The organism is Serratia sp. LSHTC3 (assembly GCF_057197125.1).
Genome location: NZ_JBXUNP010000002.1, coordinates 341,569 through 367,220 on the forward strand (window position 1 = coordinate 341,569; position 25,652 = coordinate 367,220).

20 protein-coding genes and 1 other annotated feature (1 of these 21 running past the window's edge) are annotated in these 25,652 nt (G+C 52.1%); of the genes, 12 read left to right on the forward strand and 8 right to left on the reverse strand.

From position 1 onward, the window contains the following. The first annotated feature begins 60 nt into the window (after window positions 1-60). From AC2CGI_RS08855 to gndA, 12 genes are all read left to right on the forward strand, one after another. The gene (locus AC2CGI_RS08855) at window positions 61-1,485 is read left to right on the forward strand and encodes a mannose-1-phosphate guanylyltransferase/mannose-6-phosphate isomerase (RefSeq protein ID WP_015377239.1); all 1,425 of its coding nucleotides are present in this window, start codon (window positions 61-63) and stop codon (window positions 1,483-1,485) included. Window positions 1,486-1,497: 12 nt separating this feature from the next. Further along, window positions 1,498-2,871 (forward strand): phosphomannomutase CpsG, encoded by a 1,374-nt coding sequence (gene cpsG, locus AC2CGI_RS08860; RefSeq protein WP_015377240.1) that lies wholly within the window; start codon window positions 1,498-1,500, stop codon window positions 2,869-2,871. 143 nt (window positions 2,872-3,014) lie between these two features. Beyond that, window positions 3,015-4,031, forward strand: a complete 1,017-nt coding sequence (gene galE / locus AC2CGI_RS08865; protein ID WP_015377241.1) for a UDP-glucose 4-epimerase GalE — start codon at window positions 3,015-3,017, stop codon at window positions 4,029-4,031. A 609-nt stretch (window positions 4,032-4,640) separates the two neighbouring features. Next, complete coding sequence (locus AC2CGI_RS08870) at window positions 4,641-6,053, forward strand: mannose-1-phosphate guanylyltransferase/mannose-6-phosphate isomerase (RefSeq protein WP_015377242.1); 1,413 nt, start codon at window positions 4,641-4,643, stop codon at window positions 6,051-6,053. Window positions 6,054-6,067: 14 nt separating this feature from the next. After that, window positions 6,068-7,441: a phosphomannomutase CpsG gene (gene cpsG, locus AC2CGI_RS08875; protein WP_025302181.1), complete on the forward strand. Its 1,374-nt coding sequence runs from the start codon at window positions 6,068-6,070 to the stop codon at window positions 7,439-7,441. Between the two features lie 11 nt (window positions 7,442-7,452). Beyond that, a complete protein-coding gene (locus tag AC2CGI_RS08880; RefSeq protein ID WP_033633692.1) occupies window positions 7,453-8,238 on the forward strand; it encodes an ABC transporter permease in 786 nt (261 codons plus the stop codon). After that, window positions 8,238-9,455, forward strand: a complete 1,218-nt coding sequence (locus tag AC2CGI_RS08885; protein WP_015377245.1) for an ABC transporter ATP-binding protein — start codon at window positions 8,238-8,240, stop codon at window positions 9,453-9,455. The genes AC2CGI_RS08880 and AC2CGI_RS08885 overlap by 1 nt, the downstream gene beginning before the upstream one ends. Next, on the forward strand, window positions 9,452-10,789 hold the full coding sequence (locus AC2CGI_RS08890; RefSeq protein ID WP_021504311.1) for a class I SAM-dependent methyltransferase: 1,338 nt from the start codon (window positions 9,452-9,454) through the stop codon (window positions 10,787-10,789). Before AC2CGI_RS08885 ends, AC2CGI_RS08890 begins: the two co-directional genes overlap by 4 nt. After that, window positions 10,789-14,430: a glycosyltransferase gene (locus AC2CGI_RS08895; RefSeq protein ID WP_015377247.1), complete on the forward strand. Its 3,642-nt coding sequence runs from the start codon at window positions 10,789-10,791 to the stop codon at window positions 14,428-14,430. The genes AC2CGI_RS08890 and AC2CGI_RS08895 overlap by 1 nt, the downstream gene beginning before the upstream one ends. Window positions 14,431-14,534: 104 nt before the next feature. Further along, the gene (locus AC2CGI_RS08900) at window positions 14,535-15,680 is read left to right on the forward strand and encodes a glycosyltransferase family 4 protein (RefSeq protein WP_015377248.1); all 1,146 of its coding nucleotides are present in this window, start codon (window positions 14,535-14,537) and stop codon (window positions 15,678-15,680) included. Next, entirely contained in the window at window positions 15,673-16,803 is a 1,131-nt protein-coding gene (locus AC2CGI_RS08905; RefSeq protein WP_021504313.1) for a glycosyltransferase family 4 protein, read from the forward strand. The genes AC2CGI_RS08900 and AC2CGI_RS08905 overlap by 8 nt, the downstream gene beginning before the upstream one ends. Window positions 16,804-16,959: 156 nt before the next feature. Next, a complete protein-coding gene (gene gndA / locus AC2CGI_RS08910) occupies window positions 16,960-18,366 on the forward strand; it encodes an NADP-dependent phosphogluconate dehydrogenase (protein ID WP_015377250.1) in 1,407 nt (468 codons plus the stop codon). A 74-nt stretch (window positions 18,367-18,440) separates the two neighbouring features. On the opposite strand, the gene hisIE is transcribed toward gndA, so the two are convergent. The 8 genes from hisIE to hisG are packed head-to-tail and all read right to left on the reverse strand — an operon-like array spanning window position 18,441 to window position 25,506. Then, entirely contained in the window at window positions 18,441-19,061 is a 621-nt protein-coding gene (hisIE, locus tag AC2CGI_RS08915) for a bifunctional phosphoribosyl-AMP cyclohydrolase/phosphoribosyl-ATP diphosphatase HisIE (RefSeq protein WP_015377251.1), read from the reverse strand. Continuing rightward, complete coding sequence (hisF, locus tag AC2CGI_RS08920; protein ID WP_015377252.1) at window positions 19,055-19,831, reverse strand: imidazole glycerol phosphate synthase subunit HisF; 777 nt, start codon at window positions 19,829-19,831, stop codon at window positions 19,055-19,057. The genes hisIE and hisF overlap by 7 nt, the downstream gene beginning before the upstream one ends. Next, on the reverse strand, window positions 19,813-20,550 hold the full coding sequence (gene hisA, locus AC2CGI_RS08925) for a 1-(5-phosphoribosyl)-5-[(5-phosphoribosylamino)methylideneamino]imidazole-4-carboxamide isomerase (RefSeq protein WP_033650627.1): 738 nt from the start codon (window positions 20,548-20,550) through the stop codon (window positions 19,813-19,815). Before hisA ends, hisF begins: the two co-directional genes overlap by 19 nt. A gap of 5 nt (window positions 20,551-20,555) precedes the next feature. After that, entirely contained in the window at window positions 20,556-21,146 is a 591-nt protein-coding gene (hisH, locus tag AC2CGI_RS08930; RefSeq protein ID WP_021504315.1) for an imidazole glycerol phosphate synthase subunit HisH, read from the reverse strand. Further along, window positions 21,146-22,213 carry a bifunctional histidinol-phosphatase/imidazoleglycerol-phosphate dehydratase HisB gene (gene hisB, locus AC2CGI_RS08935; protein ID WP_015377254.1) on the reverse strand — a complete coding sequence of 356 codons (1,068 nt, stop codon included), beginning with the start codon at window positions 22,211-22,213 and terminating at the stop codon, window positions 21,146-21,148. The genes hisH and hisB overlap by 1 nt, the downstream gene beginning before the upstream one ends. Further along, window positions 22,210-23,298, reverse strand: coding sequence for a histidinol-phosphate transaminase (gene hisC / locus AC2CGI_RS08940; protein WP_044031583.1), 1,089 nt, complete (start codon window positions 23,296-23,298; stop codon window positions 22,210-22,212). The genes hisB and hisC overlap by 4 nt, the downstream gene beginning before the upstream one ends. Then, window positions 23,295-24,602, reverse strand: a complete 1,308-nt coding sequence (gene hisD / locus AC2CGI_RS08945; protein WP_004938796.1) for a histidinol dehydrogenase — start codon at window positions 24,600-24,602, stop codon at window positions 23,295-23,297. Before hisD ends, hisC begins: the two co-directional genes overlap by 4 nt. Before the next feature lie 4 nt (window positions 24,603-24,606). Beyond that, the gene (gene hisG / locus AC2CGI_RS08950; RefSeq protein WP_015377256.1) at window positions 24,607-25,506 is read right to left on the reverse strand and encodes an ATP phosphoribosyltransferase; all 900 of its coding nucleotides are present in this window, start codon (window positions 25,504-25,506) and stop codon (window positions 24,607-24,609) included. Window positions 25,507-25,576: 70 nt separating this feature from the next. Then, window positions 25,577-25,652, reverse strand: a sequence feature (His leader region) (it continues 51 nt past the right edge of the window).

Here is a 25,652-nt window from a genome sequence, read left to right on the forward strand (position 1 = left end):
TGATGCTGCTGATGAGTGGCGTCGTCCTTATAAGAACGATGACTGAGTAAAGGGTAGATAATGTCCAAACTAATCCCTGTGGTTATGGCCGGCGGTACTGGGAGCCGTCTGTGGCCGATGTCGCGAGAATCGTTCCCTAAACAGTTTCTTTCTATTGATGACAGTGGGATGAGCCTGCTGCAACAGACGTTACAGCGCTTGTCGGGGCTGGGCGGTATTGAAATTGCCGCTCCTTTGGTCATTTGCAATGAGGAACATCGTTTTTTGGTTGCCGAGCAATTGCGTGAAATCGGACAATTAGCGACCAATATCATTTTAGAGCCCGTAGGGCGCAATACCGCGCCGGCAGTGGCGTTAGCCGCTCATCTGGCAGCGGAAGAAGACGAAGACAGCATGCTCTTGGTGCTGGCTGCAGATCATCTGATCACGAAGGTCGATAATTTTCACGCGGCGATCCAGACGGCTATCTCGTTTGCAGGCAATAACCATCTGGTCACGTTTGGCATTATTCCGGAACATCCGGAAACCGGGTACGGCTACATCAAACGCGGCAGTCACCTGTCCAATGATTGTTTCAAGGTTGATTCATTCGTGGAAAAACCACGTTTGGAGAAAGCGATCGAATACCTCGCCAGCGGAGATTATAGCTGGAACAGCGGTATGTTCATGTTTAAGACCGCCAAGTTCTTACAGGAATTGCGGCAGTTCAGTCCCGACATCTTTAGCACAACCCAGCAGTCTGTGGGTAAGAGCCAACGCGACATGAATTTTATCCGGGTTGAGCAAGACATCTTCAAACACTGTCCAAGTGATTCCATCGACTATGCGGTGATGGAAAAAACGCGTGATGCCGTAGTGATTCCCATTGATGCCGGCTGGAGCGACGTCGGCTCCTGGTCTTCACTGTGGAACGTTTCCGAAAAAGATCCGTTGGGCAATGTCAACGTGGGTGACGTTATTTCGATCGACTCCAGTGACAATTACATTTCGTCGGAGTCTGCGTTGGTGGCAACCATTGGGTTGGAAAATCTTATCGTGGTCAACACCACTGACGCCTTGCTGATCGCTCACAAGGATAAAGTACAGGATGTAAAGAAAGTGGTTGATGAGCTTAAAAAGCGCAATCTTCATCACTTTCGCCAACATTCCACCGCCTACCGGCCCTGGGGCAAGATTTGCGACATCGACAGCGGCACGCACTTCCAGGTGAAGAAAATCATTGTGCGGCCAGGGGAGGGATTGTCGGTGCAACGCCATCTCCACCGTGCCGAACATTGGATCGTTGTGAGTGGGACAGCAAGAGTTAACGTTGATGATCAAGAGTTCTTCTTGTCGGAAAATCAGTCTACCTTCATTCCTGCGGGCAGTGTCCATACGCTAGAAAACCCGGGAAAAATCGATTTGGAAATGATCGAGGTCAGGTCGGGGCGCTATCTGGAAGAAGATGATATTGAGCGTTTGCAAGATCGCTATGGCAGAATTTAACAGGGTTTGGTAATGCAAAAATTGACGTGTTTTAAAGCTTATGACATCCGGGGAAAGCTGGGTGAAGAGCTGAATGAGGACATCGCGTATCGTATTGGACGTGCCTATGGCGAGTTTTTGAAGCCCAAACGGATCGTGTTGGGCTGCGATGTGCGGTTGACCAGTGAAAGCCTGAAACTGGCGCTGGCGAAAGGGTTACAGGATTCAGGCACTGATGTGATAGACATCGGTTTAACCGGTACCGAAGAAATCTATTTCGCCACAACCTATTTAAAAGCCGATGGTGGCGTGGAAGTGACCGCCAGCCATAATCCTATCGATTACAACGGCATGAAGTTAGTGCGCGAAGGCTCTCGCCCAATCAGCGGCGATACCGGGCTACGAGCGATTCAAGAACTGGCGGAGAAAAATCACTTTCAGGCGCCGGCAGCAACGCGCGGTAGCTATGTCCGCCAGGACGTATTGGGGGCTTATGTAGAGCACATACTGTCTTACGTCGACGTGAAAAACTTCAAGCCGTTGAAGCTGGTGCTCAACTCGGGCAACGGTGCGGCAGGGCATGTGATTGATGCCATCGAGGCGCAACTCAAGGCGCGGGGCGTGCCGTTGGAATTTATCAAGGTGCATCACCAGCCGGACGGGGCTTTCCCTAACGGTATTCCCAACCCTTTGCTGCCTGAATGTCGCGCGGATACCGCCGATGCGGTGCGTGAGCATGGCGCTGATATGGGGATCGCGTTCGACGGCGATTTCGATCGCTGCTTCCTGTTCGATGAAAAAGGCGATTTCATTGAGGGTTATTACATCGTCGGCTTGCTGGCGGAAGCCTTCCTGCAGAAACAGCCGGGAGCGAAGATCATCCACGATCCGCGTCTGAGTTGGAATACCGTCGATGTAGTCACCGATGCGGGTGGCGTGCCCGTGATGTCGAAAACCGGCCATGCTTTCATTAAGGAACGCATGCGTGCGGAAGACGCCATTTATGGCGGTGAGATGAGCGCCCACCACTATTTCCGTGATTTTGCTTATTGTGACAGCGGCATGATCCCGTGGCTGTTGGTTGCCGAACTGGTCAGTGTGAAAGGACAAACTTTGGGGCAACTGGTACAGGATCGCATTGCCGCCTACCCGTCTTCCGGTGAGATCAATATCAAACTGGCACAGCCGGCCGTGTCCATTGAAAGCGTCAAGCAATACTATTTGGCTCAAGCGGATGAGGTAGACTATACCGATGGCATCAGCATGTCGTTCGCAAACTGGCGTTTCAACCTGCGTTCCTCCAATACGGAACCTGTGGTGCGTCTTAATGTCGAATCGCGCGCCGATGTTGCGCTGATGCAAGCGAAGACCGACGAGATTTTGGCGTTGCTCGGTGCACAAATTTAACGCTTAATACATTGAATAGTCTAGGATGAGAGCGGTTTTACCGCTTTCTCTTCATGGTACGCCCAGAAGGTTGTATGATGCGCCCGGTATCGATGAGGGCGTTTTTGTCGAATCAAGAATGTTGCGAAGTATAAGGGGGGGATATGGCAATTTTAGTTACCGGTGGTGCTGGTTACATCGGATCGCACACCGTGCTATCGCTCCTGGAGCGTGGCGAGGACGTCGTGGTGTTGGATAATTTGTCCAACTCATCTGCGGAGTCATTGCAGCGGGTGGAGAAACTGTCGGGGAAAGCCGCAGAGTTCCATCAGGGAGACGTTCAGGATGCCGAATGCCTGCAGCGCATCTTTGGCGCTCATGAGATCACTGCCGTGATCCATTTCGCCGGTCTTAAGGCGGTAGGGGAGTCAACGCGCAAGCCGCTGGAGTATTATCAGAATAACGTTACCGGCACGCTGGTGTTGTTGGATGCTATGCGTCGTGCCGGCGTGCACGACTTTATCTTTAGCTCTTCTGCCACTGTCTATGGTGCCAATTCGCCGGTACCTTATGTAGAGACGACACCGATCGGCGGGACAACCAGCCCTTATGGGACATCAAAGTTGATGGTGGAGCAGATCCTGCAAGATTTCGCTAAAGCAGAGCCTCAGTTCTCGATTATCGCCTTGCGTTATTTTAATCCGGTAGGTGCTCACGAGTCCGGTTTGATTGGTGAAGATCCCAATGGCATTCCCAATAATCTGCTGCCGTACATCTCACAAGTGGCTATCGGCAAGCTGGAGAAGCTGGGTATTTTCGGTGGGGATTATCCGACAAACGATGGAACGGGAGAACGCGATTACATCCATGTCATGGATCTGGCCGAAGGCCACCTGAAGGCGATGGATCATCTGCCAAAGATCAATGGATTTAAGGCCTACAACCTTGGGGCTGGCGTAGGGCATTCGGTGCTGGCGATGGTTCAGGCGTTTGAGAAAGCGTCAGGCGTAACGATCCCTTATCAGATCTTGCCACGTCGCGATGGCGACCTGCCTGCTTTCTGGGCCAATGCCGATCTGGCTTATCAGGAGCTGGGATGGAAAGTCAGCCGAGGGATTGATGATATGATGCGCGATACTTGGAATTGGCAGCGCACTAATCCACAAGGTTACCAAAAGTAATACCTTACAGATAAGCTCCCTCTCTTTGTTAGATCATGATTGCGGTTTGCGATCGCAATCATGCATCCCACCAGGATACACATTCTTTAAATATTATAACGTATTTAACAATGCGATCGCGATTGTTACACGGGTTAAGCCCTTTTCGGGCGCTGAGTGAGCGTTCATCTCAGATAAGCCTGAAAAAGCGGATAATCTACAGGTGTTTTGATGGCTAAGGTGGTAGCATACGCAGCAAAAATATTTATTATATCCGTCCCCTATACCTGACAGGGGGGGACACGAGTATGGCTTTTCGTGCCATATGCGAGGTACAACAGTGTGGCGAGTTTTGGCCATGGATAAAATTCAAAAGCAAGATCAGTCGGTTGGTAGCTGTTGAGCCAAGGGCGGTAGCGTGATTTTTGCAGGCCTTCGTCACCGTGTGAGGTTGAGTAATCTCCTGTATTATCACTGCCAGCGAAATGCCCTTCGTTGCTGTTTGGCCTTCATCTAAGCACTGCATAAGGCAACAGTAAGCGCGATAATTGAACGTTATGTATTGGTGTGACCTAACTTAACATATTGTATTTAAAGCTTTATATATTTTTAGCGTCATAAGGACAAAAAATGTTATTACCTGTAATTATGGCAGGCGGTACTGGTAGCCGTTTATGGCCGATGTCACGAGAACTCCACCCTAAGCAGTTTTTGCGCTTGCACAGCGTAAATTCAATGCTTCAGGAAACGTTGAAACGACTCGATGGCGTGGAGATCGGTGAGCCTGTTGTAATCTGCAACGAAGACCACCGTTTTATGGTGGCTGAACAGCTGCGTCAAATTGATATGTTGTCACACAACATTATCCTGGAGCCCATTGGCAGAAATACTGCGCCAGCGATTGCTTTGGCTGCATTGAATGCTACCGCAGCAGGTAACGATCCTATCATGCTGGTATTGGCAGCAGACCATATCATCAAGGATGTTAATGTTTTCCACCAGGCGATCGAAGCAGCATTGCCTTACGCAGCGGAAAAAAGCCTGGTTACGTTTGGTATTGTGCCGACAGGTCCAGAAACTGGTTATGGTTACATCCAGCGTGGAGAGTGCTGCGATGATAAAGCGGTGGCCGCTAACGTAAAACGTTTTGTTGAGAAACCTGATCTCGCAACCGCTCAGGCCTATGTCGACTCCGGTGAATATTTTTGGAACAGTGGTATGTTCATGTTCCGTGCCAAGCGTTACCTGGAGGAACTGGAGGCATTCCGTCCCGATATCCTGGCTGCCTGTCGCCGCTCGCTGGATGATACCGAATGTGACAAAAACTTTATCAATGTCAATCGCGACGCCTTTGCGAGTTGCCCAGACGAGTCGGTCGATTATGCGGTAATGGAAAAAACACAAGATGCGGTCATGATCCCGCTGGATGCCGGTTGGAGTGATGTCGGCTCATGGTCTGCATTATGGGAAGTCAGCCAGAAAGATGGGGCTGGTAATGCATTGACCGGCGACACTTTCCTGCATAATACCCGTGATTGCTATATCAATACTGATGAAAAATTAGTTGCGGCTGTTGGCGTAGATAATCTGGTTATTGTTAACACTAAAGATGCCGTTCTCGTGGTTGATAAGTCGAAAGTTCAGGACGTTAAAAAAGTTGTTGAGTATCTGAAAAAACATAAGCGGAGTGAATATCGAAGACACCGCGAGGTTTATCGACCATGGGGTATTTGCGATATTTTGGTTGCTGAAAAGCGTTTTAATGTCAATCGTATCACCGTTAATCCCGGGGAAGCATTTTCTCTGCAAATGCACCATCACCGCACGGAACACTGGGTGGTTCTTTCTGGTACGGCTAAAGTAACAACGGGGGATAAAACGTTCTTACTTACCGAAAATCAGTCGACATTCATTCCAATTGGGGTTGTCCACCGTTTAGAAAATCCCGGAAATATTCCTTTGGAGCTGATTGAGATTCAGTCAGGCTCTTATTTAGGTGATGATGACATTATCCGTATTAAAGATCATTACGGTCGTTGCTAATTTTTGAGGTTTTAATGAGTGCCTTAACTTGTTTTAAAGCGTATGATATCCGTGGTCAACTAGGTGAAGAGCTGAATGAGGATATTGCCTATCGTATCGGCCGAGCTTATGGCGAATACCTGAAACCTCAGCGCGTTATCGTAGGTGGCGATGTACGGCTGACCAGCGAGTCTCTTAAAGTGGCTCTCGCCAACGGATTGCAGGATGCTGGTGTTGACGTATATGACATTGGTATGAGTGGCACTGAAGAAGTCTATTTTGCCACTTTCCATTTGAATATGGATGGCGGCATTGAAGTTACTGCTAGCCACAATCCAATGAATTATAATGGTATGAAACTGGTTAAGGCAAATGCTCAGCCGATTAGTGGTGATACCGGTTTATTTGCGATTAAAAAATTAGCGGAAGAAAATACGTTTCCTGCGGTAGTGAAGGATAAACGTGGTAGTTATCAACAAATATCCATTCTCACCGATTATGTAGATCATTTGCTGAAGTATATTGATGCAACAGCATTGAAGCCAATGAAATTGGTCATTAACTCTGGAAATGGTGCTGCAGGCCATGTTATCGACGAAATAGAGCGACGTTTCCAGCAAGAAAATATTCCCGTTACCTTTGTAAAGGTTCATCATCAACCTGATGGGAATTTCCCTAACGGTATCCCTAACCCGTTATTACCTGAATGTCGGGATGACACAGCAAAAGCCGTGCTTGAGCATCAGGCGGATATGGGAATTGCTTTTGACGGTGATTTCGATCGTTGTTTCCTGTTTGATGAGAAGGGCGCTTTCATCGAGGGCTACTATATCGTTGGCCTATTGGCAGAAGCTTTCCTGCAAGCCAACCCTGGCTCCAAGATTATTCATGATCCTCGTCTGTCATGGAATACCATCGATATCGTTACCCAAGCTGGTGGCATCCCTGTTATGTCCAAAACGGGGCATGCCTTTATCAAGGAGCGCATGCGCAAAGAAGATGCTATCTATGGTGGCGAGATGAGTGCGCACCATTACTTCCGTGATTTCGCTTATTGTGACAGCGGTATGATTCCATGGCTATTGGTAGCGGGTTTACTTTCAGTTAAAGGCAGTGTGTTGAGTCAGCTAGTGAAGGATCGTATGGAAGCGTATCCAGCATCTGGTGAGATTAATCGCAAATTGCCTGATGCTAAAGCTGCCATTGAGCGTGTTTTAGGCGTTTACAAAGATGATGCCGTGGCTTTTGACATGACAGATGGTATCAGCCTTGAATTCAATGAATGGCGTTTTAATCTGCGGACATCGAATACTGAACCTGTTGTACGTTTGAATGTTGAGTCAAAAGGGGATGTTGAATTGATGCAGAAAAAAACTAAAGAGATTCTGGCGCTCTTAGGCGGAGAATAACGATGAAAGAAATGTTATTAGCCATCTATGGTTACCGGGGTTTTATTTGGAGCAGTATTAAGCGGGACTTTCAGTCCCGTTACCAAACCAGCATGTTGGGAGCTTTATGGCTGGTATTGCAGCCGTTAGCGATGATTTTGGTATATACACTGGTATTCTCAGAAGTGATGAAGGCACGGATGCCTGATAATTCAGGCCCTTTTGCCTATAGTATTTATCTTTGCTCTGGGGTGCTGACGTGGGGATTATTTACTGAAATTCTTGATAAAAGCCAAAGTGTCTTCATTACTAATGCTAACTTAATAAAAAAGCTCAGCTTCCCAAAAATTTGCTTACCGGTCATTGTGACCGCGTCTGCGATTTTAAACTTCGCCATTATATTTAGCCTGTTTTTAATTTTTCTTGTTTTTACCGGAAACTTTCCCGGGGTTTTATTCTTCTCCGTCTTACCCGTTTTGGCTCTGCAAGTTCTGTTCACCGTCGGTCTGGGTATGACATTGGGCGTGATGAACGTTTTCTTCCGGGACGTTGGGCAGTTTGTTGGCGTATTATTGCAATTCTGGTTCTGGTTCACACCCATCGTTTATGTATTAAATTCGCTGCCTGAATGGGCCAGAACATCGCTGATGTACAATCCAATGGCCCGAGTTATGCAAGCATACCAGTCAATATTTGCATACCAACAGCAACCTAACTGGTACTCATTATGGCCAGTATTGGTTCTGGCCATAATTTTCTGTGCGTTTGGTATGAGATTGTTCAGGAAACACGCTGCAGATATGGTGGACGAGTTATAATGAGTTACATAAAAGTACATAATGTTGGCAAGGCATACAAACAGTATGCCTCTAAGACAGGGCGTCTGCTTGAGTGGATTTCGCCATTTAACACCGTCAAACATAAACTAAAATGGATCCTGCAGAACATCAGTTTTCATGTTGAGCCTGGTGAGGCGTTAGGCATTATTGGTATTAACGGTGCCGGTAAAAGTACATTACTGAAATTGATTACTGGCACAGCGAAACCAACCTGCGGCGAAATTGCTCTCGACGGTCGAGTTGCGGCATTATTGGAGCTTGGCATGGGCTTTCACTCGGATTTTACCGGGCGCCAAAACGTTTATATGTCAGGGCAACTGCTGGGTATGTCCGTCGAAAAAATTACGGAACTTATGCCGGAAATCGAGGCGTTCGCTGAGATCGGTGATTATATCGATCAACCGGTTCGTGTTTACTCAAGCGGTATGCAAGTTCGATTGGCATTTAGCGTTGCAACAGCGATTCGCCCGGATATTTTGATTGTTGATGAGGCCTTATCTGTTGGTGACGCTTATTTTCAGCATAAGAGTTTCGAGCGGATACGTGAGTTTCGCAAGCTAGGAACCACCCTCTTGCTCGTGTCACATGACAAACAAGCGATCCAAAGCATATGTGATAGAGCTATTTTGCTTAACAAAGGCAGAGTAGAAATGGAGGGTGAGCCTGAAGCAGTAATGGATTACTATAATGCCCTACTCGCTGATAAGCAAAATGTGTCGATTCGTCAGGTTGAAAATAATGGAAAATTGCAGACGCTCTCTGGCTCAGGCGAGGCAACTATTACCGATATTAGTCTTCTTAGTACCGAAGGTGAAAGTATTGAGGTGGTAGCGGTAGGGCAACCTGTCAACCTTCAGGTGAAGGTGCATGTCAATGAGGCTGTTCCTGAACTTGTCGTGGGATATTTGATTAAAGACCGATTGGGACAGCCGGTTTTTGGTACCAATACTCATCATCTGAAACAGCCATTATTCGATTTGAAAGAGAATGAATCGAGAACCTTTTCATTTGCGTTCTCTGCCAATTTGGGGGTTGGGTCTTACTCGGTTGCCGTAGCGTTACATACGGCAGGAACTCATGTTGGAAAAAATTACGAATGGCGCGATCTGGCGGTTGTTTTCAACGTTGTTAATTCAAACGAGAAAGATTTTATTGGAGTAGCTTGGTTGCCCCCTAAGTTGGAGATTTTTGAATGAGTGGTAATTTTTATCGCGTTTTTGAGGAAAAACATCGGGGGAGCGTGCAAGATATCAAACAACGCTTATCTGTATATCTTCCTTTTATTATGGCGTTGGCAAAAATTTACCCTTCAGCTGAAGTTGTCGATGTTGGCTGTGGGCGTGGAGAATGGCTCGAGATCTTACGAGATAATGCTATTCCTGCCATGGGGGTTGATCTCGATGATGGTATGCTCGAACGTGCTTTGCAGGTTGGACTGAACGTGAAGAAAATGGACTGCCTGGATTTCCTCCAGCAGCAGGAGGACGGCAGTCTACTGGCCATCACCGGTTTTCATATCGCAGAACATCTGCCCTTCGAGTTTTTACAGTCTTTGGTGAAAGAGGCGTTGCGGGTGCTTAAACCCGGTGGTTTGCTGATTCTGGAGACGCCAAACCCCGAAAATGTAAGCGTTGGAACCTGTTCTTTTTATATGGATCCGACGCACAACCATCCGCTGCCTCCAGCGTTGCTCGAATTCATTCCGAACTATTACGGTTTTCTGAGAACTAAAATACTGCGTTTGCAGGAAAAAGCGGCACTGAGAGACGAAGAGACATCGGTATATTTGGTCGATGTGTTGAAAGGTGTCAGCCCAGACTATAGCATGATTGCCCAAAAAGAGGGTGAGGCATCGATTGTCGGTGAGTTGGACGCCTATTTTGATAAAGAATATGGGGTTACTCTCGACGGCTTAAGCGATCGCTATGACCTACGCTTGAATAACGAGTTTAAGCGAATGAACACGGCGTTGCGTGCGCAGACAGTGAAGTTCCACGAAGTGAGTAACCAATTGGAGCGTTTTCAGCACCAATTGGACAAGTCACATCAAGAGCTGATGGCTGTACATGCTAATAATCAAAGCCTACAGCAGCAGCTCATTGACGTGCATGCTAACAATCAGAGTCTGCAACAACAGCTTTTTGATGCGCATACCAGCAATTCCTGGCGTGTGACCTCCCCATTGCGTTGGGTTTCATATCAATTTAAAGCGGTACGTGAGCAAGGCGTTAAAACTCGAGCTCGCAAAGCAGCCAAAAAGGTTTTGAGAAAGGGAATAAATACGGCTCTGGCTTTATTCCATGAACATCCTAAATTCAAAGCATTCATTCTTTCCAGCGCTAGAAAGCTGGGTGCTTACCGATTTCTGCAATCTGTTTTCAGACGGGTTTTAATTTCCGCACCTGACTATCACGCCGATCTTATGGTGAATGAACGTCATGTTGTGTATAAGGAAAATATGACGAGCAGAGCTATCGATATATATGAGCAGCTAAAGAGAATAAATAATAAGAAACACGGGGATTCATAATGCGTATTGTTATTGACCTGCAAGGAGCACAAACGGAAAGCCGTTTTCGGGGTATTGGCCGTTATACTCTTTCGATTGCAAAGGCAATCATCCGTAATAACAGTCAACACGAAATTTTTATTGCTTTGTCTGCGCTGTTTCCCGAAACCATCGCTGAACTTAAAGCGCAATTTGCTCGCTTAGTGCCGGCCGAAAATATCGTTATCTGGTATGCGCCTGGCCCTGTCAGAGCGATGGATAGAAACAATGCTTGGCGCAGTGAGTGTGCAGAATATGTGCGTGAAGCCTTCTTACATAATCTTAAACCTGATGTCGTTTTTATAACCAGTTTGTTCGAAGGGCATGTAGATAATGCGGTGACGTCGATCGCTAAATTAACGCCAAAAACTAAAGTGGCGGTGTTGCATCACGATCTAATCCCTTTGGTACAAGCGGATGTTTACCTGCAAGATGACGTTTATAAAGATTATTATTTAAAGAAAATCAATTGGTTGAAGAACGCGGATCTGCTGCTGACCAACTCGGACTATACTTCTTCGGAGGTGATTGAGTGGTTGGATATTCCCGAAAGCAAAGTGTGCACGATTTCGGCGGCGACCGAAGAACATTTTGATATCAGCGAGATTTCCGCTAATAATTTTTCTGAATTAAAAGAGAAATATGGCATTACCCGTGATGTCGTACTTTATGCTCCTGGCGGTTTTGACTCCCGTAAAAACTTCAAGAGGTTGATTGAGGCTTACAGCAAATTAACGCCTGAATTGCGTGAAAAAAATCAACTGGTTATCGTTAGTAAGCTATCGGACAGCGATCGCAGTTATCTGCATTCCATCGCGCGTAATCAACAACTGCGTGATGACGAGATGGTTCTGACTGGATATGTATCGGAACAGGATCTGGTCGTGTTTTATCAGTTGGCCAAGTTGTTTGTCTTTGCTTCGTTGCATGAAGGCTTTGGATTACCGATTCTGGAGGCCATGACGTGCGGTGCGGCGACAATCGGTTCTAACGTCACCAGTATCCCGGAAGTGATCGGTTATGCCGATGCGCTGTTTGATCCCTATTCTGTTGAGTCAATAAGCGACAAGCTTCAACAGGCTTTAAGCGATGACGTTTTCCTCGCTCAATTAAAGAAACACGCTTTGGAGCAATCCGCCAAGTTTTCGTGGGATAAGGCGGGAACTATCGCCTTGTCTCGTTTTGAGCGGTTAGTTGCTGAGGCCGGAGATGTGGAGTTTGAATCGGTAACGTCATCGCAATTGATCTCCGCCGTTTCCTCGATCAAATGTCGTGAAGAGCCTTCGGATAACGATCTGCGGTCAACCGCTGAGGCGATGGATAGAAATGCCAAAAGACTCGAGTTGCAAGGCATTGCGCTAGAGTCTCTCTCTTGGCGCGTTGAAGGACCTTTTGACAGCTCCTATAGCCTGGCTTTGGTAAATCGAGAATTCGCGCGAGCACTCAGTCGCGACAATGTTGACGTTCTGCTGCATTCAACGGAAGGGCCTGGCGACTTTGCTCCAAATGAAACCTTCCTAAGTGATGAAAGTAATGCGGATTTGAAGGCATTCCATTCGCGTTTGCAGCAGCGGAGTGAGCAGCAGGTTAATGTATTGAGCCGCAATATCTATCCGCCACGTGTCAGCAACATGGCTGCGGATGTGAAGCTTTTGCATTGCTATGCATGGGAAGAAAGTGGCTTTCCACAAGGTTGGATCAATAATTTCAACCGTGAATTGGATGCGATCCTTTGCACTTCAGAACATGTGCGCAAAGTATTGATTGATAATGGTACTAAAGTTCCCGTTTTTAATGTCGGGAATGGTTGCGAGCACTGGGAGCGGATTCAGTCAGCCAATCCTCCGCAACTGAACGCCAAAGCATTCAAATTCCTGCATGTTTCTTCGTGCTTCCCGCGGAAGGGGGTTCAGGCGATGCTGGCGGCCTATGGCGCCGCTTTTACCGGAGAGGATGATGTTTCTCTGGTCATCAAAACTTTCCCTAACCCGCACAATGAAATTCAGGCATGGCTTACGCAAGCTCAGAAGCGGCACGTCAATTATCCCCATGTCATTATTATCGAGCAGGATATGCCGGAACAAGAGCTGAAAGCGCTCTATGAACAGTGTGATGTCTTGGTGGCGGCAAGCTGTGCTGAAGGATTTGGTTTGCCGATTGCGGAGGCGATGTTGAGCGGTTTACCCGCTATCACCACTGGTTGGAGCGGGCAGCTTGATTTTTGCACGCAGGAAAATTCATGGCTGGTTGATTATCGTTTTGAACGCGCGAAGACCCATTTTGGCCTGTTTTCTTCATCATGGGTGCATGCCGATATTGATAAACTGGCCGAGGCGATGGCGCAGGCGGCGGCGACTGACAAAAAGCAACTATCGGCAATGGCAGCAAAAGGGCGTGAACTGATACTTAGTCAGTTTACCTGGAGCTCGGTTGCGCAGCGATCAAAGGCTGCGGTAGGCGAATTGCGTAAGCATTTTGACGTCGCTCAAGTGGAACCCCGGATTGGCTGGCTCTCGACGTGGAATACCAAATGCGGCATCGCCACCTATTCCCAACATTTGGTAGCTGACATGCCCAGCGACCAAATTGTGATTTTTGCACCGACAGCAAATGATCTGGTACATGCGGACGAAGGTAACGTTCTGAGGAGTTGGGTTGTTGGAAAAGAAGACAACTACCTTGATGCTTTAGATACTCAAATTGAAACCCTGAATCTGAATACCTTGGTCATCCAGTTTAACTATGGATTCTTTAACCACCGCGAGTTATCTGCCTTTATCAAAAGGCATCACCAGGCGGGACGGGTTATCGTTATGGCCATGCATTCGACGGTTGATCCGATCGAAAAAGAGCCGTATTGGAATTTCCGTTTATCAGAAATGACTGACGCGTTGAAAATGTGTGACCGTTTGCTGGTTCATTCTATTGCTGATATCAACCGCCTGAAGTTGCTTGGACTAGTCAATAATGTCACTCTGTTCCCACATGGCGTGATTAACTATCCCGCTCTGGCATCGACTGCTCATCGTAATCTGCCGCCTTTGGTTGCCAGCTATGGTTTTTGCCTGCCGCATAAAGGGTTGAAGGAACTTATCGAAGCCGTGGCCTATTTGAAAAAAGCGGGGAACCCTATTCGACTAAGGTTGGTCAATGCGGAATACCCCGTCAGTGAATCCACCGCTTTGGTTCGTGAGCTTAAAGAGACTGCGGCTAATTTGAAGGTTGAAGATCTGGTTGAGATGCATAACGATTTTCTTGATGATAAAGAAAGCTTACGTCTGCTCTCTGACGCCGATCTGCTGGTTTTCGCGTATCAAAATACCGGCGAATCGGCCAGTGGTGCCGTTCGCTACGGCATGGCGACGCATAAACCTGTGGCAGTGACGCCGCTCGCTATTTTTGATGATCTTGGTGACGCTGTCTTCAAATTGAAGGGAACCTCCGTAGTGGATGTTGCTGAAGGTATTGCAGATATTATTTCTGAGATTGTTAAAAACTCTTCGAGTGCAGTTGAAACGCAACGACGTGCTGATGCGTGGTGCGAGCAGCATGATTATCATGCCGTTGCCAGACGGCTAGAAAACATGTGTGCGGGCTTGTTAAGAGCAAAACATTTCAAATAACCTCCTCTAGCTATAGCCTTATTCAATGCAGTAGGTGTGATTTCTACTACTGCATTGAATCTACTATGTTGAAAGCATAGATATTCTATGGAATGTGACTTTAGATGAAAATAATTCTTTCCGTTGAGCCTATCAAGTTCCCGTTGACTGGCATAGGGCGTTATACCTATGAGTTGGCAAAAGGCTTGCAAAGCCACAACGAAATTGAAGAACTAAATTTTTTCTCCGGTACCCGTTTTTTATCTAACATACCTACGGCAAAAAATACATCTGATAGTAGTCACTGGTTGAAAAAAATTGTGCAGAGCAATTCATTGGCTATTGAGACCTACAGATTGCTTATGCCACAACTAAAAAAGAAGGCGCTGCGTGGCTACGAACGTTGCCTTTTTCATGGACCTAATTATTTCCTCCCTCCTTTTGACGGCCCTGCAGTGGCAACGTTTCATGATCTTTCTCCTTTTAAATGGGAGCACTGTTTCGATCCTAAAAGGAATCGTTATACCAAGAAAGAAATGATGAAAGCATTATCGAGGGCGAATGGTCTCATCACGGTCTCGAACTATATTCGTAAAGAGATTCATGAATATTTCGATTATCCAATTGAGAAAATCCACACGGTTCATCTGGCAAGCTCGCCTGATTTTTACCCTCGTCAGGTAGAAAACGTATCTGGAGTTTTAAAAAAATTTGATTTAAGCTATAAAGCCTTCACCTTATTCGTTGGTACCATTGAGCCGAGGAAGAATATTCTTTCCCTTATTCATGCTTATAGAAAACTGCCTGACGGATTGCGTGCCCGTTATCCATTAGTCCTCTCCGGCTATAAGGGATGGCGCAATGATGACATTATGCAGGAAATAGAGCGAGGACAGCGTGAGGGATGGCTTAAGTATCTGGGATTTGCGGCTGCAGAAGAATTGCCATTATTGTACTCTGCAGCCAGGCTGTTTGTTTTCCCATCACACTATGAAGGCTTTGGGCTTCCGGTATTGGAAGCGATGAGCTCGGGAACTCCGGTGATTTGTTCCAACAGTTCATCTTTGCCGGAAATCGCAGGTGATGCGGCATTAACTCACTCTCCTGAGGATGTCAGCTTATTAACGCAGCTTATTATCAGAGGGCTGACAGATGAAGCGTGGAGAAAGGATGCAATTGCATTAGGTTTGTCACATGCAGCAACGTTTTCCTGGAAAAATTGCACTAGCCAAACTTTAAACGTTTATCAAAAATTGACTAATAATGATTAAAGTACTCCATTTTTATAAAACCTATTATCCTGACTCATTTGGCGGCATTGAGCAAGTGATATACCAACTCGCTGAAGGTGGGGTAGAGAAGGGTATATCGACGGATGTTTTGTCCGTAACGCCTGCAGATAAGGATAGTTGCGAAACTATTTCACAGCATACAGCTCATAAAGTCAGACAAGATTTCAGCATTGCATCTAACCCATTTTCATTTCGTGTCATAAAGAAATTTAAAGAGCTCAGCGAGCAAGCGGATATCATCCACTATCATTTCCCATGGCCATACATGGATCTTGTACACTTCCTCTCGGGAGTGAATAAGCCGACAGTAGTTAGTTATCACTCTGACATTATCAGGCAAAAAAACCTTCTTAGGTTATATAAGCCACTGATGCACCTGTTCTTGCGTAAAATAGATTGCATCGTAGCAACATCACCGAACTATGTGGCCACCAGTGACGTATTGGAAACGTTCAAAAATAAAGTCTCTGTGATTCCGATAGGTCTGGATAAAGAGACATATCCGGTGCCAGAGCCGAGCCGCTTGGAAAAATGGCAGCGTCAGCTCGGCCAACCATTTTTCTTATTTATTGGCACGTTACGCTATTATAAAGGGTTACATATACTGCTAGAGGCGGCTATCGGTGCAAACTATCCTATCGTGATCGTAGGGGCCGGGCCGATCGAAAGTGAATTGCGTGAGCAGGCTCAGAACTTGGGACTGAAAAACGTTCATTTTCTTGGCGCATTGCCGGATGAGGATAAATCGGCACTACTGACGCTGAGCTATGGTATTGTATTTCCGTCACATTTACGCTCGGAAGCGTTTGGCATTTCGCTACTGGAAGGTGCCATGTACCGAAAACCCATGATTTCAAGTGAAATAGGGACAGGAACTACCTTTATCAACGTCAATGATCAGACGGGACTGGTGATCCCTCCATCGGATCCTTCGGCATTGAGAAAGGCAATGGATAAGCTTTGGGAGAACCCCAAGTTGGCGGAGACATTCGGTAATAAGGCGTATGAACGCTACGAAGAGATGTTCACCTCCAAACAAATGGTCGAGGCATACGCGAAAATCTACGAATCCCTGCTGGGAAGGCATAATAAGCCCGATTGAATGGTCTGGCAGGTTACTGAAAATTTAGACGAGTTATGTGACCTATCGCACCAATCACTACCCACCCGGCTCAATCCTGAGTTAACATGTGTGCCACATCACAAAACCTGCTGGCCGACGTTGCCGGCAGGGTCATCCTCAGACAGGAGTTCCTAAATGTCCAAGCAACAAATCGGCGTTGTCGGCATGGCGGTAATGGGCCGCAACCTCGCGCTGAACATCGAGAGCCGTGGTTACACCGTTTCCATTTTCAACCGTTCTGGCGACAAAACTGACGAAGTGATCGCTGAGAACCCGGGCAAGAATCTGGCGCCGTATTACACCGTTGAAGAGTTTGTCGAATCACTGGAAAAACCGCGCCGCATCCTGCTGATGGTGAAAGCGGGCGAAGCAACGGATAAAACCATTGCCTCGCTGACTCCGCACCTGGACAAGGGCGATATCCTGATCGACGGCGGCAACACCTACTATCAGGACACCATCCGTCGTAACCGCGAACTGTCCGACCAGGGCTTCAACTTCATCGGCACCGGCGTTTCCGGCGGTGAAGAGGGCGCGCTGAAAGGGCCTTCCATCATGCCTGGCGGCCAGAAAGAAGCTTACGAGCTGGTGGCGCCAATCCTGGAGAAAATCGCTGCGGTTGCGGAAGGCGAGCCTTGCGTGACCTACATCGGCGCAGACGGCGCCGGCCACTATGTGAAGATGGTGCACAACGGCATCGAATACGGCGACATGCAACTGATTGCCGAAGCCTATTCTCTGCTGAAACAGGCGTTGAATCTGAGCAACGAGCAGCTGGCCGAAACCTTCGCCGAGTGGAACAAGGGTGAACTGAACAGCTACCTGATCGACATCACCAAAGACATCTTCACCAAGAAAGACGAAGAAGGTAAATACCTGGTCGATGTGATCCTGGACGAAGCCGCCAACAAAGGCACCGGCAAATGGACCAGCCAGAGCTCGCTGGATCTGGGCGAACCGCTGTCGCTGATCACCGAATCGGTATTCGCACGCTACCTGTCCTCGCTGAAAGATCAGCGCGTTGCCGCGTCTAAAGTGCTGACCGGCCCGAAAGTGGCGCCGTTCACTGGCGACAAAGCTGAATTCATCGAGAAAGTGCGTCGCGCGCTGTATCTGGGCAAAATCGTGTCCTACGCGCAGGGCTTCTCTCAGCTGAAAGCCGCGTCTAAAGAAAACAACTGGGATCTGCACTACGGCGAAATCGCCAAGATCTTCCGTGCCGGCTGTATCATCCGCGCCCAGTTCCTGCAGAAGATCACCGACGCTTACGCAGCGGACGCCGATATCGCCAACCTGCTGCTGGCGCCATACTTCAAGCAAATCGCCGACGAGTACCAGCAGGCGCTGCGTGACGTGGTGGCCTACGCCGTGCAGAACGGTATCCCTACGCCAACCTTCTCCGCCGCGATCGCCTACTACGACAGCTACCGTTCAGCGGTGCTGCCGGCGAACCTGATCCAGGCGCAGCGCGACTACTTCGGCGCGCACACCTACAAACGCACCGACAAGGAAGGCGTGTTCCATACCGAATGGATGGAATAACCCCGCCCGTTGAGCGATAAAAAAAGCCGCCGAGGTTAACGCCCGGCGGCTTTTTTATTGCGTGCGAGTTAACGTCATGCTTTTTTCTGATGCCGCTCGCGCAGCCGGCCGATCACCGCGCTCAGATCCAGATCCTGGTCCTGCAGCAGCACCAGCAGGTGATAGATCAGGTCCGAAGCTTCGTTGGTCAGCTCTTCGCGATCGTTGACCGTGGCGGCCAGCGCGGTTTCCACGCCTTCCTCCCCGACTTTCTGCGCGATGCGCTTGGTGCCGCTGGCGTACAGGCTGGCGGTGTACGAGCTGTCCGGGCTGGCGTGCTTGCGCTCCGCCAACAGCTGTTCCAACTGATAGAGGAACGTCCAGTCGCTGGCGGCCGGATGGAAGCAGCTGCTGTTGCCCAGGTGGCAGGTCGGGCCGATCGGGTTGGCCAATACCAACAGCGTGTCGTTATCGCAGTCCGGCGTGATGCTGACCACCTTGAGGAAGTGGCCGGAACTTTCGCCTTTGGTCCACAGGCGTTGCTTGGTGCGCGAGAAGAAGGTGACGTTGCCGCTCTGCTCGGTGGTCGCCAGCGCTTCCGGCGTCATGTAACCCAGCATCAGCACTTCGCCGGAAACGGCGTGCTGCACGATGGCCGGCATCAGGCCGTCGGTTTTTTCCCAGTCCAGCTGGTTTCTCTGTTGTTCTGTCAGCACACGCGAATCTCCACGCCTTGTTCGACCAGGAACCTTTTCAGTTCGCCGATATTGATGATTTGTTTGTGGAACACCGATGCCGCCAGCGCGCCGTCGACGTCCGCATCGCGGAACGCTTCCAGGAAGTGCTCCATCGTGCCCGCGCCGCCGGAGGCGATCAGCGGCACTTTGCAGACCTCGCGCACCTGGCGCAGCTGCTGCAGATCGTAACCGTTGCGCACGCCGTCCTGGTTCATCATGTTCAGCACGATCTCACCGGCGCCGCGGCGCTGCACTTCCTGCACCCAGTCGAGGGTTTCCCACTGGGTGACGCGGGTGCGGCTCTCGTCGCCGGTATATTGATTGACGTGATACTTGCCGGTTTCACTGTCGAACCAGGTATCGATACCCACCACGATGCACTGCACGCCAAAGCGATCCGCCAGGCGGCTAATCAGATCGGGATCGGCCAGCGCCGGCGAGTTGATCGAAATCTTGTCGGCGCCGAAAGACAGGATCTGGCTGGCGTCCTCGGCGCTTTTAATGCCGCCGGCGACGCAGAACGGAATATCAATCACCTCCGCCACGCGCGACACCCAGCTTTTGTCTACCACCCGGCCATCGCTCGAGGCGGTGATATCGTAAAATACCAGCTCGTCCGCGCCTTCTTGCGCATAGCGCTGCGCCAGCGGCACGATGTCGCCGATGATTTCGTGGTTGCGGAACTGCACGCCTTTCACCACTTGCCCGTCTTTAACATCTAGGCACGGGATTATCCGTTTTGCCAGCATGCGATCGCCTCCTCAACGCTAAATTTACCTTCCAGCAGGGCGCGCCCCACGATCACGCCGGCAACGCCGCTGCCGCGCAGCTGGGCGATGTCGTCCAGATTGCCGATGCCGCCCGAGGCCTGGAAGGCCACCTGCGGATAACGGCGGCTGATTTCCTGATACAGCGCCACGTTGGAACCGGCCAGCGTGCCGTCGCGCGAAATATCGGTGCACAGCACGTGCTTGAGCCCGTAGGGCAGGAACTGTTCCACCACCTGTTCCAGCGTGGCGTCGGAGTCTTCTTGCCAGCCGCTGATGGCCACGCGCTTCACGCCCTGCGCGTCGATGCGCACGTCCAGCGCCAGTACCAGCGCGTCGGCGCCGTAGCGTTCGAACCAGCTTTGCACCAACTGCGGCTGTTTCACCGCGGTGGAGCCGATCACCACGCGCGTGGCGCCGGCCTCCAGCAGGGCGCTGACGTCTTGCTCGTTGCGGATGCCGCCGCCGACCTGCACCGGGACGTTAACCCCCGCCAACAGCTTGCGCAGCAGCGGGATCTGGCGCGCCGCCGGATCCTTGGCGCCGGTCAGGTCGACCAGGTGCAGCACCTGGGCGCCCTGTTGTTGATAGTCCTGCAGGCGCAGCAGCGGATCGTTGCCGTAGTCGCGCTGTTGGCCGTAATCGCCCTGATGCAAACGCACCACGTTGCCGTCGATCAAATCCAAAGCCGGAATAATCATGCTGCCTACATCTCCAGAAAGTTTTTCAACAGTTGCGCGCCGGCTGCTCCAGAACGTTCTGGATGAAACTGCACGCCGAAGAAGTTGTCTTTTTGCACGGCGGCGGTGAAGGGCTCGCCGTAGTTCGCCTGGGCGATGGTGCTGGGGCATATCGGCATCGCATAGCTGTGAACGAAATAGAAGTAGGCGCCGTCATCGATGCCGCGAAACAGATGGTGACCCGCCTGCGCGGATACCTGGTTCCAGCCCATGTGCGGCAGCGGCAGGCCGAAGTCGGTCATCTGCTTGACCGGCGTATCGATGAGGCCGAGCGTCGTTATGCCGCCGTTCTCTTCGCTGCTGGCCGCCAGCAGCTGCATGCCGAGGCAAATGCCCAGCACCGGCTGCGTGCAGGCCCTGATCAGTTCGATCAAATCGCGCTCGCGCAGCTGATCCATCGCCGCCTGCGCAGTGCCGACGCCCGGCAGGAACAGCTTGTCGGCGCGCAGCACGATCTCCGGATCGCGGCTCACCTCCGGCTGATAACCCAGGCGCCGCACCGCGTAGGTGACGGAGGCCAGGTTGGCGCAGCCGGTATCCAAAATCACCACGTTCATCACAGCACTCCTTTCGAACTCGGCAGGGTATTGCCCTCGACGCGGATCGCCTGGCGCAGCGTGCGGCCAAACACTTTGAACAGGCTTTCGACCCGGTGGTGGTCATTTTTGCCTTTGGTCTTCAGGTGCAGCGTGCAACCCATGGTGTAGGAGAGCGAGCGGAAGAAGTGCTCGACCATTTCGGTGCTGAGATCGCCGACGCGTTGATAGTTGAACTCGGCCTTGTACTCCAGGTGCGGGCGGCCGGAGATATCCAGCGCGCAGCGCGCCAGACACTCGTCCATCGGCAGCACGAAGCCGAAGCGGGCGATGCCGCGCTTGTCGCCGAGCGCCTTGTTCAGCGCTTCACCCAACGCCAGGCCGGTGTCCTCTACCGTGTGGTGATCGTCGATATACAGGTCGCCTTTGACGTCGATCTCCATGCGGAAGCCGCCGTGGGTGGCGATCTGATCCAGCATGTGGTCGAAGAAGCCGACGCCGGTTTTGATTTTGCTGCCGCCTTCGCGATCCAGCCAGACGTTGACATCGATCTGCGTCTCTTTGGTCACGCGGTTAACCCGCGCATGACGGTCGCGCAGGGTCAGCTGGCGCACGATCTCTTTCCAGCCCAGCACGCCGCGTTGGTAGCGCAGCCCCTGAATGCCCATGTTTTCCGCCAGCTGCACGTCGGTCGGCCGATCGCCGATCACGTAGCTGTGGGCGGTATCGAGCACGCCGGGTTCGAGGTAACCCTTCACCAGCGCGGTCTTCGGCTTGCGGCAGTCGCAGTTGTCCGCCGGCAGGTGCGGGCAGATCAACACATCGGCGAACTGAATGCCCTGCGAGCTGAGGATCTGCATCATCAGGTTGTGCGGCGGATCGAAGGTTTCCTGCGGGAAACTGGCGGTGCCGAGCCCATCCTGATTGGTGATCATCACCAGCTGATATCCCGCCTGTTGCAGCGCCAGCAGGGAAGGGATCACGTCTGGCTCGAGCGCCAGCTTGTCCAGGCGGTCAACCTGGAAATCTTCCGGTGGCTCGGCGATCAGCGTGCCGTCACGATCGATAAAGAGGATTTTTTGGCTCACATTGGCTCCTGGCGAGTCTGGTTGGCGCCGGGCAGGGCGGACAAGGCGTCCACCACGCGTTGACATTCGTCGCGGGTGCCTATGGTGATGCGCAGGCAGCCGGACAACCCGGGCTGTTTGTTTTGGTCTCGTAAGATAATGCCCTGATCCCACAAGCTTTTAAACACATTACTTGAGGCGGTGAAGCGAGCCAGCAGGTAATTGCTGTCGCTGGCGAAAACCTGCTCGACGCAGGCGCATTTTTCCAGCTGTTGCTGCAGCCAGCTGCGGGTGGCTGCGATGTCGGTGACGCGCTGGCGCATGGTGCGGATACCTTCTTCGCTCAGCGCCTGCGCGGCGATATCCGCCACCGGCGTCGAGAGCGGGTAAGGGGCGATCACCTTCAGCAGCAGGGCAATCAGATCTTCATTGGCGAGCGTAAAGCCGCAGCGCAGGCCGGCCAGCGCAAAGGCCTTTGACAGCGTACGCAGAATAGCCAGGTGCGGGTAGTCGCTCAACCAACCGGCTACCGAAGCCTGCGGGCAAAACTCGATATAGGCTTCGTCCACCGCGACGATCGCCTTGCCTTTGGCCAGCTCCAGCAGGCTGCGCAGAGAGTCCGGGTCGATCAGGTTGCCGGTCGGGTTGTTCGGGCTGCAGACGTAGATCAACTTCACGTTGTCCAGGCTGTCCGCGATGGCCGGCAGATCCAACTGCCAGTCCTCTTTGGCGGCCACGGTGCGGCGCTCCACGCCAAAGGTTTCGGCGCTGACGGCGTACATGCCGTAGGTCGGCGGGCAGAACAGAATGGCGTCTTTGCCCGGCTCGCAGAAGGCGCGTATCAGCAGCTCGATGCCCTCGTCGGCGCCGCGGCTGACCAGCACCTGCTCTTTCTTCACCCCGGCATAGGCGGCGTAGCGTTCGATCACCTGCGCCGGCTGGCACTCCGGATAGCGGTTGAAGGTTTGCGCGCTCAGCTGGAATTCCGGGGCGATCGGGTATTCGTTGGCGTTCAGCCATACGTCGCCCTTGCCGCCGAGGCGGCGCGCCGATTGATAAGGGGTCAGCTCGCGAACGTTGGCGCGCGCCAGTTTTTCGATGCTCATGCTTGCTCCTTCAGGGCGGCGACGCGCAGGGTCACGGCGTTCTTGTGGGCGATCAGCTGCTCGGCGGCAGCCAGCGTCTCGATGGTGGCGGCCAGGTTGCTGAAGCCCTGCGGCGTCAGCTCCTGCACCGTCATGCGTTTTTGGAAATCGGCCAGCCCAAGGCTGGAGCAGGTGGCGGTGTAGCCGTAGGTCGGCAGCACGTGGTTGGTGCCGGAGGCGTAATCGCCAGCGGACTCCGGCGACCAGTCGCCGAGGAACACCGAGCCGGCGCTGGTGATGCCGTCCACCAGTTCGCGCGCATTGCGGGTCTGAATAATCAGGTGCTCCGGGCCGTAGCGGTTGCTGATCGCCACGCACTCAGCCAGATCGCGCGCTACGATCAGGCGGCTGCTCGCCAGCGCCTGACGGGCGGTCTCGGCGCGCGGCAGCTCGGCCAGCTGGCTTTCCACCGCTTCGGCCACCGCCTGCGCCATTGCCGCGTCCGGCGTCAGCAGGATCACCTGCGAATCCGGGCCGTGTTCGGCCTGCGACAGCAGATCGGAAGCGACGAACGCCGGAGTGGCGCCGGCATCGGCGATCACCAGCACCTCCGAAGGGCCGGCCGGCATGTCGATGGCCGCGCCATCAAGGCGCTGACTGACCTGCCGCTTGGCTTCGGTCACGAAGGCGTTGCCCGGCCCGAAGATCTTCGCCACGCGCGGCACGCTCTCGGTGCCGAACGCCAGGGCAGCGATCGCCTGCGCGCCCCCGACCTGAAACACTTCCTGCACGCCGCACAGCTGCGCCGCATACAGGATCTCATCGGCGATCGGCGGCGGTGAGCACAGCACCACCCGGCGGCAGCCGGCGATGCGTGCCGGCGTCGCCAGCATCAGCACGGTGGAGAACAGCGGCGCCGATCCGCCGGGAATATACAGGCCGACCGAGTCGATGGGACGGGTCACCTGTTGGCAGCGCACGCCCGGTTGCGTTTCGACGTCCACCGGCGGCAGTCGCTGCGCGTTGTGGAAGGTTTCCACGTTGGCGACGGCCACCGCCATCGCCTGTTTGATGTCGTCGCCCAACCGCGCGGCGGCGGCGGCGATCTGCTCGGCGCTGACGCGCAGCGCCGAGACTTCCGCCTTGTCGAAACGGGCGCTGTAGTCGCGCAGCGCCCGATCGCCGTTGGCCTTCACGTTGTCGAGGATCTCGCTCACCGTGCGGGTGATGCTGTCGGAGGCGGCGATGGCCGGGCGCATCAGCAGCTCGGCCTGGCGTTCGGCGCTGCTGGTCGCCCAATCGATCGGCGTGTTGAAGGTCGACATGGCGTTACTCCATCATCTTTTCAATCGGCAGCACCAGAATCGAGCTGGCGCCGAGCGCTTTCAGTTTTTCCATGGTTTCCCAGAACAGGGTTTCGCTGCTCACCATGTGCATCGCCACGCGGTTCTGCGCGCCGGCCAGCGGCAGAATGGTCGGGCGCTCGGCGCCCGGCAACAGCGCGACGATCTCGTCCAGTTTCTCGCTCGGCGCGTGCAGCATGATGTATTTGGATTCACGCGCCTGGATCACGCCCTGAATGCGGGTCATCAGGCGATCGATCAGCTGCTGTTTGGCTTCCGGCATTTCGCCGTCGCGCTGGATCAGGCAAGCCTTGGAGCGGTAGATCACTTCGACTTCACGCAGGCCGTTGGCCTCCAGCGTGGCGCCGGTTGAGACCAGATCGCAGATGGCGTCGGCCAGACCGGCGCGCGGCGCCACTTCCACCGAGCCGTTCAGCAGGCAAGATTTGAAGCGCACGCCCTGCTTGTCGAGGTATTGCTTCAGCAGGTGCGGGTAAGAGGTGGCGATGCGGGCGTCCTGCAGGCTTTGCGGGCCGGCGTATTCGGCATCGAGCGGGGTGGCCAGCGACAGGCGGCAGCCGCCGAAATCGAGGCGGCGCAGCGTGAAGTAACGCGGGTCTTCGCCCTGGGCGCGGCGGCTGAGCAGCTCTTCTTCCAGCACGTTTTCGCCGATGATGCCGAGATCGACCACGCCGTCCATCACCAGGCCCGGAATATCGTCGTCGCGCACGCGCAGGATATCGATCGGCATGTTCTCGGCGAAGGCGATCAGACGCTGCTGCTGCAGGTTGATCTTGATGCCGCAGCGCGCCAGCAGTTCCTGGGATTCATCGCTCAGGCGGCCCGACTTCTGCATTGCGATCCGTAAACGTGTCTTGTCCAGCATGGTAACCTCTGTTTAATCTGTAATTTTATGAATTTATTGTAAAAACTATTCTTTCTGTCTGTCCGGAGCCAAAAAAAAACCCTCGGAAGAAATCTTCCGAGGGCTCTCTCTTGCGTTCTGCGCGCCACTGGAAGATTAACAAACCG